Origin of the sequence: Mycobacterium sp., assembly GCF_049281135.1 — a bacterium.
Lineage (GTDB): Bacteria > Actinomycetota > Actinomycetes > Mycobacteriales > Mycobacteriaceae > Mycobacterium.
Window position 1 is genome coordinate 1 of sequence record NZ_JBAPRN010000137.1, and the last position, 8,376, is coordinate 8,376.

The window sequence follows — 8,376 nt, forward strand, 5'->3', positions numbered from 1 at the left end:
CTGGCACCGCGACCGGCGGCACCGGTGGCGCCGGCGACGGCGGTAACGGCGGTGACGGCGGTTACGCCTGGACCACCGTCAATAGCGACAGCAGCCCCCAAGGCACTGCGATTGTCAACGGCACCTCGATCGGCGGCAACGGCGGTAACGGTGGCCTCGACGGTACGAACGTTGCGGTTGGCGGTGACGGTGGTAACGGTGACCCTGGTCGGCTCGTCCCCTCCGGCGGCACCGTCTCCACCGGCATCACCGCTGCGGGCGGCAACGGCGGTGCCGGTGGAGACGGCGGTACCTATGTCGATACCGCCAACCCCGGCACCGGCGGCAACGGCGGCGACGGCGGCATGGGCCAGTCGGACGGCCACGAGAACGCTACGGGCGTTAGCGGAACCGCGGGCGGCAAGGGCGGCCCCGATGGCACACCCGGCACGCCCGGCTCGCCCGGCTGAGACCGGCTGCGGCAGGTCAAGGAGGAGGTCGGCCCATGTTTGTCCGAGTTGCAACTCTGATCGCGGCGCCGGTCGGGGCGGCGGATATTGTCCTGTCTGCGGCGTGCGCGGGCGTTGGGTTCGGAACGGGTTTGGCCGTCGGCGGATTGCCGATCTCCTCCGGTCCCTACGACGAGTGCCCGCCAGGTACATACCGGGCCAAGAGCGGTGACGCTAGGTGGCGCACCGCATCACTTTGGCTTGTTTTTACTGGTGAGGTCGGTATCACGCGATGGTTGCACACGTTTCGGCTCGCCCGGCATCTTCGGATAGTTGGGCGGATAGGGCAGATCGCCCAGCCCGCGCTCTTCGTCGGCGGCGACCATCTCCAGTAGCGGTTCAATCGACTGCCGGACCGAGTCGATACCGGCCCACGGGTCGTCGCGGTTGGCCACCAGCTCGGCCGCGGTCGCGATCGTATAGTCATCGGGGTTCGCAGTTGCCAGCTCGTCCCAGGTGAGCGGCATCGACACCGTCGCAATTGCGGTGCGCCGCACCGAATACGCCGACGCGAAGGTGCGGTCGCGGGCGTTCTGGTTGAAGTCGATGAAGATGCGCTTGCCGCGTTCTTCCTTCCACCACGACGTCGTCACCGCATCCGGCGCACGACGCTCCACCTCGCGGGCCAGCGCGATGCCGGCGCTACGCACCTCAATGAAATCCCAGTCGGTTTTGGTCCGCAGGAACACGTGGACGCCGCGACCGCCGGACGTCTTCGGATAACCCACCAGCCCGAGCTCGTCGAGCAGCGGCCGCAGCACATCGACGGCGACGGATCGTGCTTCGGCGAAACCGGTACCGGGCTGCGGGTCCAAGTCGACACGCAATTCGTCGGGGTGCTCGGCATCGGGGCAGCGGACCTGCCACGGGTGCAGCGTGATCGTGCCCATCTGCGCGGCCCACACGATCGCGGCGGGGTGGGTCACCCGCAGCGCATCGGCGGTCCGTCCCGACGGGAACGTGATCCGGCAGGTCTCCAGGTAGTCGGGATGGTGTTGCGGAATGCGCTTCTGGTAGATCTCCTCGCCGTCGATGCCGTCGGGGAAGCGCTGCAGATGCGTCGGCCGGTCTCGCAACGAGGCCAGCATCGGTCCTGCCGCGACGGCGCGGTAGTACTCGACGAGCCGTCGCTTGGTGCCTTCTGAGCCCAGCTTCGGGAAGTACACCTTGTCCGGGTTGGTCAGCCGAACCGCGATCCCGTCGACGTCGATTTCCTCCGCTGGCGATGCCATCTCCCGATTCCAGCACAGGGTTCCAGCACAATGTGCACATGGACTTGCCTGTGATGCCGCCGGTTTCGCCGATGCTGGCCAAATCGGTGAAAGCGATCCCACCAGACGCGTCGTATGAGCCCAAATGGGACGGGTTCAGGTCGATTCTTTTTCGCGACGGCGATCAGGTCGAGGTCGGCAGCCGCAACGAGAAACCGATGACCCGGTACTTCCCCGAGTTGGTTGCCGCGGCCATCGCCGAGTTGCCGGAGCGCTGCGTGATCGACGGCGAGATCGTCATCGCCACCGACCACGGCCTGGACTTCGAGGCGCTGCAGCAGCGCATCCATCCGGCCGATTCGCGGGTCCGGATGCTGGCCGAGAAGACGCCCGCATCGTTCATCGCGTTCGATCTGCTCGCCCTCGACAACGACGACTACACCGCCCGGCAGTTTTCGGATCGGCGCGCGGCGCTCGTCGATGCGCTCGCCGGGTCGGGCCCCTCGTTTCACGTGACGCCCGCCACGACGAAGCTGGCCACCGCGCAACGCTGGTTCGACGAATTCGAGGGGGCAGGTCTCGACGGCGTCATCGCCAAACCGTTGACGATCACCTATCAGCCCGACAAGCGCATCATGTTCAAGATCAAGCACGAGCGCACCGCAGACTGCGTGGTCGCCGGTTATCGCGTGCACAAATCCGGCGGCGACGCGATCGGCTCGCTGCTGCTCGGGCTGTACAAGGACGACGGGACGTTGGCGTCGGTCGGCGTGATCGGGGCATTTCCGATGGCCGAACGCCGGCGACTGTTCGCCGAACTGCAGCCACTGGTGACGAGTTTCGACGAACACCCGTGGAACTGGGCGGCCCACGAGGCGGGCGAACGCACACCGCGCAAGAACGAGTTCTCCCGCTGGAACGCGGGCAAGGACCTGTCGTTCGTGCCGCTGCGGCCCGACCTCGTCGTCGAGGTGCGCTACGACCACATGGAAGGTGAGCGGTTCCGCCACACCGCCCAGTTCAATCGCTGGCGTCCCGACCGAGAGCCGGAGTCGTGCAACTACGCCCAACTCGACAGTCCCATCAGGTTCAGCCTCGGCGATATTGTTTCGGGCCTCGGCTCAACCGGGAAGACTGTCCGGCATGACTGACGGCAATGACTTCAACGAACGCAATATCGCCGAGTTCCGGGAGAATCATGGTCGGGTAGGCGGCAACTTCGAGGGTGCTCCGCTGGTCGTCCTGCACACCGTTGGTGCTCGCAGCGGGCAGCCGCGGACCAACATCATGATGTATCGGCCTGACGGCGAGCGATATTTGATCTTTGCCTCGTACGCCGGTGCAGACAACAACCCCGCCTGGTACTGGAATTTGAAAGCCAACCCGGACGCTCGGATCGAGGTTGGCGACGACATCGTCGACGTGCATGCCACCGAGTTGGAGGGCGCCGAGCGCGACGAGAAGTACGCGCAGCAGGCGCAGGAGTATCCGGGATTCGCCGACTACGAAAGCAAGACGTCGCGGGTCATTCCGGTCGTCGCACTGACGCCGACCGGCCCGGCGACGCCGCGCAACTGACCCGACGACAGTTCAGACCGCGACCTCGAGCGACGCCAGCCCGCGCAGCGTGACGTTGGGCTTGTAGACCGGTTCACCGTCCAGGCGCGCATCGGGGAAGCGCACCGTCACCGCCGACAAGGCGATGGCGGCCTCCAGCCGGGCCAGCGGCGCACCTAGGCAAAAATGCAATCCACGCCCGAAGGACAAGTGCCGGAAAGCTTTTCGATCGGGATCGAAGGTCGCCGGTTGGTCGAACTCGCTCACGTCGTGCTGAGCCGCGGCCAGCAGCAGCACCATCGTGTCGCCCTTGACGACGTGGGTGTCGCCAATCGTCAAGTCGTCAGCGGCAATTCGGGCCACCAACTGCACCGGCGGGTCGTAGCGCAACGTTTCCTCGACGACCGCCGGCGCCCGTTCGGCGTCGGCTCCCAGGGCCGTCCACTGCGACCGGTCGCGCAGCATTGCCAGCATCCCGTTGGAGATCAGGTTCACGGTGGTCTCGTGGCCGGCGATCAGCAACAGCATGCAGGTCGACACGATCTCGTCTTCGGCCAGCTGGTCGCCGGACTCTTCGACCGCAATCAGCCGCGACATCAGATCGTCGCCGGGTTGCACCCGGCGCTGAGCGATCAGGTCGTGCAGGTATCCCCGCAGCCACTGCCCGGCTCGGATGCGTTCGTCCATGCCGCCGGCCGGTTGTCCGGTGACCATGAAGAATGGATCGAGCGCCTGCGCCAGCAACGCCGAGGCGCGGCTGAACTCCGCCTCGTCCTGCAGCGGAACCCCCAGCAGCCGGCAGATGACCGTCACCGGAAGCGGGTAGGCCAGACCGCTGACCGCATCGAAGCGGCCTTGCTCGGCGACGCGGTCCAGCAGCCCGTCGACCAGTTCGGTGATATGCGGCGTCAACTCGTTGACCACCTTGGGCACGAATGCCTTGCTGACCAGTTTGCGTAGCCGGGTGTGATCGGGAGGATCGAGAAACAGGAACATCGGCGGCCCCTGCGGTCGCGCCGTCGCGCCCTCGGCGAACATCCGTTTGGCCATCGTCGACTTGAGCCGGTCGACCGACGACGATGGATGCCGTAACGCCTCGTCGCAGTCACGGTAGGACGAGAAGACGGTGAGGTTGCTGTCCGGCAACCGCATCGGCCCGCGGTCCCGGAACTGCTCGTACACCGCATACGGGTTGGCCCGGTTTGCCGGATCCAGGAGTTGCAGCAGGAGTTCCTGCGGCCCGGCAACACTCGACGTGGCAGACATATTTGCATTGTGCAGGTCGGAAAGAAGTTGCAGGTAGCTACGGTCCCGCGGAGACGACAGCACATTCGCGCGGCCACGGAGTTAGGTTCCTCATGTGAATAAGGGCGTTTGTACCGTCGCCGCCGCGGTGCTGCTGATCAGCGGCTGCTCCGACAGGGCCGCGCCGGCCAGGCCCGGGGTGCTGCCGCCGGGCACCGCCGTGCTCTCCATCGACGGCAAAGACGTGGGCAAAACGTATTCGGTGCGCTGCGAGTCGATCGACTGGATGACCAGGATTCACACCGACCTGCACGCTTCTGGCGTGAGCGCGATGTTGTCCAACGCCAACAAGCTGAAGGCCGAGTTCGTTCGGTTGCTGGATCTCGACGGGTTCACCGGTTCGTACGAACACGCGCTGCAGGGCGAGGCCACGGTCACGATGACCGGACCCACCTACCACATCACCGGCGCCGCACTGGGTTTCAACAAATCGGAACCCACGCGGTTGAAGGCCGAGACGTTCAGCATCAAGGTGTCGTGCTGACGGCCTAGCCGCCGAGAAAGTCCACGATGTACCCGGCGAGCTCCTCACCGGCGTCCTCTTGGAGGAAATGGCCCGCGTTCCCTACGACCGGGTGGTCGATGCCCTGCGCGCCCGCCATTTTGCGTTGGAAGATCGGCGCCATGCCGCCGGTGATCGGATCGCTGTCGCTGAATGCGACCAGCATCGGCGTCGAGCTCGCGGTCAGGGTCGCCCACGCGGATCGGTTGGCCGGCGCGGCGGGGTCATCGGGCGAGGTCGGGACGAGGCCGGGCATGGCCCGCGGCGCCGCGCAATAGGTGTCGTCGGGAAACGGCGCGTCATAGGCCGCGCGAATCTCGTCGCTCATCGGCCGCCGACAACCCCCTTGCACGAACCGGCCGACGTCGATCGTCGGGGCAGTCTGGATCGCCTGGCGGAACCGCCACCAGATTTCCGGCATCGGTATGTCGCCGGTGGGCAGACCGGTGTTGGCGACGACGAGCTTGCTGAAACGCTCCGGATGCTCGGCGGCCAGCCGCAGCCCGATCAAGCCACCCCAGTCCTGTCCGACCAGGGTCACCCGCTGCAGGTCCAGCGCGCCGAAAGCGAGCTCCCGTACCCATTCGACGTGGCGTGCATAGCTGTGGTCCTCGATCCGGGTCGGCTTGTCTGAGCGACCGAAGCCGACCAGGTCGGGGCAGACGACGCGATGCCCGGCCGCGGCCAGCACCGGGATCATCTTGCGGTAGAGGAAAGACCACGACGGTTCGCCGTGCAACATCAGCACCGGGTCGGCGTCGGCGGGCCCGTCTTGCACCCAGGCCATCCGCAGCGTCCCGCCGTCGCCGTCGGAAACATCGCAATAGTTTGCGGGATAAGGGAATTCGGGTAGATCCGTGAAGCGGTCCTCTGGTGTGCGCAGTGTCTGCATTAGTGTGAAGATACGCCAGGCCCGTCAGCCCTCCCGCAAACCGGCCATGCGCGGATCCGCCATCAATTGATCGAGCAGAGCGAGCTGGCCTTTCAGTAGCTTGACCCTGGTCTGGGCCACCGGGAACCACTCCACCCGGTCGACCTCAGGAAAGGCGCGCATTTGCCCTGAGCCCCTTGGCCATTCGAGTTCGAAAGTGTTGCTGTGTGCGTTGGCCGGGTCGAGGTCACCCGGGACCGCGAACGCGGTGACGACCTTGCCGCCAGACTGCTTGACTGGAGCCAGATCGATGCGTGGGCCCGCGGGTGGCGCCGAGCCGACCTCTTCTTCGAACTCTCGCTGCGCGGCCGCCCACGGGTCTTGCCCCTGCGCGTACTCGCCCTTCGGAATCGACCAGGCGCCATCGTCCTTGCCGGCCCAGAACGGTCCGCCCGGATGCGCGATCAGGACCTCGACGACTCCGTCGCGTACCCGGTACAGCAACAGGCCCGCGCTCAGCTTGGGCACGTCGTCACACTCCGACCGCGCGCTCCAGATCCCTCAGTGAGGTTTCCAGGTGGCCGAGCAGCCGCTGCAGGTGCGGCACACTTCGCCGGCAACCGACCAGACCGAAGTCGACGTTGTCCGCGTTGTTGACCATGGTGATGTTCAGCGCCTGGCCGTCCAAGGCGATCGACAGTGGATAGTTGCCGTCGAGTCGGGCGCCGCCCCAGTACATCGGCTTGGTCGGCCCGGGCACGTTGGAGATGACGATGTTGAAGGGTGGCGGTGCCGTCGAGACGAAGCCCGGAAGCGCGGCCAGTCCCAGCGGCGCGATGAGAGACGCGGACAACGCATAGGCCTGCAGCCGAGGCAATTCGGCGAACACCTTCTTGTTGCCGCGCATCGATGCGCTGATCGTCTCCAGCCGCTTCGCCGCATCGTCGACGTCAGTGGCCAGGTTGCACAACAGAGCACCGACCTGGTTGCCACCGGCGTCGGCGTCGGCCTCCGAACGCATGCTCACCGGAACCATCGCGATCAGCGGGTTGTCGGGTAGCGCCTGCTCGTCCAGCAGGTAGTAGCGCAACGCGCCGGCACACATCCCGAGGATGACGTCGTTGAAGGTCACTCCCGCGGCAACCTTGATGCTCTTGAGCCGGTCGATCCCCCACGACTGCGCGGCAACCCGTCGCGCACCACCGATCGGCACGTTGAACATGGTGCGCGGCGCGCCGAACGGCAAGGTCAGCTGCTGCTCGAGCAGCGCGGCGCGGGCCAGCGACCACGTCGAAGGGCCATATGCCGCAATAGATCCCGCCAGTTGAGACAGACCGGGCCGCTTCGACTTCTCGGATTCGCGCTTGCGACGGGGAAGGTCCCAAATGGCCTGCATGTCAGTGTCGTCGGGATCAGCCGACAACGTCCGCTGCATGAGCCGCAGCGCGGAAACTCCGTCGATCAACGAGTGGTGGAACTTGCTGTAGAGCGCGAATCGGCCGTCGTTCAAACCCTCGACGAAGTGCGCTTCCCACAGTGGGCGGTGCCGGTCGAGCAGGCCGCTGTGCCACCGCGAGGTCAGCTCGAGCAGCTCGCGGACACGTCCGGGCGTCGGCAGCGCCGAGCGGCGCACGTGATATTCGATCTCGACGTCTTCCGGGTCGTCGTAGGTCCACGCGACGTTGGGCAGTCCGCCGAACGTCCAGGCGGGGTGCTTGCGGAAGGTGGGCTGGAAGTCGCGGTTGGCGACCAGGGCGTCATGGGCTTCCCGGACGTAGTCCGGCCCGGCGCCCTCCGGCGGCTGGAACAGCTGCAAACCCCCGACGTGCATCGGGTGCTCGCGCGATTCGGTCATCAAAAATACCGAGTCCAGTGGACTCATCAGTTCCATGACCCAATTAAAGCCCCGGCATGATCCCGGCCCGCCCGATCGGGCGAATTGGTTCAGCTGGTGAAAAGTCCTCCCAGCGGCGGAAATCGGCGACGGCGTCGTATTGGTTGGCGATGTCGATGGTGGGGATACCGGCGTCGGTCGGATCGGCTCCGTTGAAGTCACCGAATCCAGGGATGTTCAAGCCGACGAACCGCTCCACCATGCCGCCGTCGGGCCGATTGGGGTCGCCCAACAGCAGGAAGGTGACATCCGGGTGCTGCCGGGCCTGCAAGAGCTCGATTTTTTCGTCGACCGCGATCGACGCGCTCTGCGAATAACCTTCGACCAGATAGGGATCGCCGGGTTCGATCAACTGCTGATGGGCCATCGCGGCCTGCAGATCCGCCAGACCGATCGGGCCCGAGGTGCTGGCGAACGATTCCGGCGTGGGTACCAGCACTGGCGTGTAGTCGGCGCCGGTGGCGCGATCGATGTAGTCGGTGATGATGTTGCCTTGCCAGAACTCGCTCGGTGTCGGCATGCCCGAGCCGCCCATCATCAACGCATTC

General features: G+C 65.9%; 9 protein-coding genes and 1 pseudogene. 4 read left to right on the forward strand and 6 right to left on the reverse strand.

Annotated features, from left to right (window positions below; all coding sequences use genetic code 11):
- A pseudogene (locus WAN02_RS05520) lies at positions 1-449 on the forward strand (hypothetical protein); the annotation flags it as partial.
- Positions 450-679: 230 nt separating this feature from the next.
- On the opposite strand, the gene ligD reads toward WAN02_RS05520, so the two are convergent.
- The gene (gene ligD / locus WAN02_RS05525) at positions 680-1,720 is read right to left on the reverse strand and encodes a non-homologous end-joining DNA ligase (protein ID WP_422263169.1); all 1,041 of its coding nucleotides are present in this window, start codon (positions 1,718-1,720) and stop codon (positions 680-682) included.
- Between the two features lie 38 nt (positions 1,721-1,758).
- Between ligD and WAN02_RS05530 the strand changes: the two genes are divergently transcribed.
- Both WAN02_RS05530 and WAN02_RS05535 read left to right on the forward strand, forming a co-directional pair.
- Positions 1,759-2,850, forward strand: a complete 1,092-nt coding sequence (locus WAN02_RS05530; protein ID WP_422263170.1) for an ATP-dependent DNA ligase — start codon at positions 1,759-1,761, stop codon at positions 2,848-2,850.
- Entirely contained in the window at positions 2,843-3,277 is a 435-nt protein-coding gene (locus WAN02_RS05535; protein WP_422263171.1) for a nitroreductase family deazaflavin-dependent oxidoreductase, read from the forward strand. The genes WAN02_RS05530 and WAN02_RS05535 overlap by 8 nt, the downstream gene beginning before the upstream one ends.
- A 12-nt stretch (positions 3,278-3,289) precedes the next feature.
- Here WAN02_RS05535 and WAN02_RS05540 read toward each other — a convergent pair whose 3' ends face one another.
- Positions 3,290-4,522, reverse strand: coding sequence for a cytochrome P450 (locus WAN02_RS05540; RefSeq protein ID WP_422263172.1), 1,233 nt, complete (start codon positions 4,520-4,522; stop codon positions 3,290-3,292).
- 94 nt (positions 4,523-4,616) lie between these two features.
- Here WAN02_RS05540 and WAN02_RS05545 point away from each other — a divergent pair, with 94 nt between their 5' ends.
- Positions 4,617-5,045, forward strand: coding sequence for a lipoprotein LpqH (locus WAN02_RS05545; protein WP_422263173.1), 429 nt, complete (start codon positions 4,617-4,619; stop codon positions 5,043-5,045).
- 4 nt (positions 5,046-5,049) lie between these two features.
- Here WAN02_RS05545 and WAN02_RS05550 read toward each other — a convergent pair whose 3' ends face one another.
- The 4 genes from WAN02_RS05550 to WAN02_RS05565 form a co-directional block, all read right to left on the reverse strand.
- Entirely contained in the window at positions 5,050-5,955 is a 906-nt protein-coding gene (locus WAN02_RS05550; protein WP_422263174.1) for a haloalkane dehalogenase, read from the reverse strand.
- A gap of 24 nt (positions 5,956-5,979) precedes the next feature.
- Positions 5,980-6,462: an NUDIX domain-containing protein gene (locus WAN02_RS05555; RefSeq protein ID WP_422263175.1), complete on the reverse strand. Its 483-nt coding sequence runs from the start codon at positions 6,460-6,462 to the stop codon at positions 5,980-5,982.
- 4 nt (positions 6,463-6,466) lie between these two features.
- Positions 6,467-7,825, reverse strand: a complete 1,359-nt coding sequence (locus WAN02_RS05560) for a WS/DGAT/MGAT family O-acyltransferase (protein ID WP_422263176.1) — start codon at positions 7,823-7,825, stop codon at positions 6,467-6,469.
- 7 nt (positions 7,826-7,832) lie between these two features.
- On the reverse strand, positions 7,833-8,376 hold a 544-nt coding region (locus tag WAN02_RS05565; RefSeq protein WP_422263177.1), incomplete at its 5' end, for a PE-PPE domain-containing protein.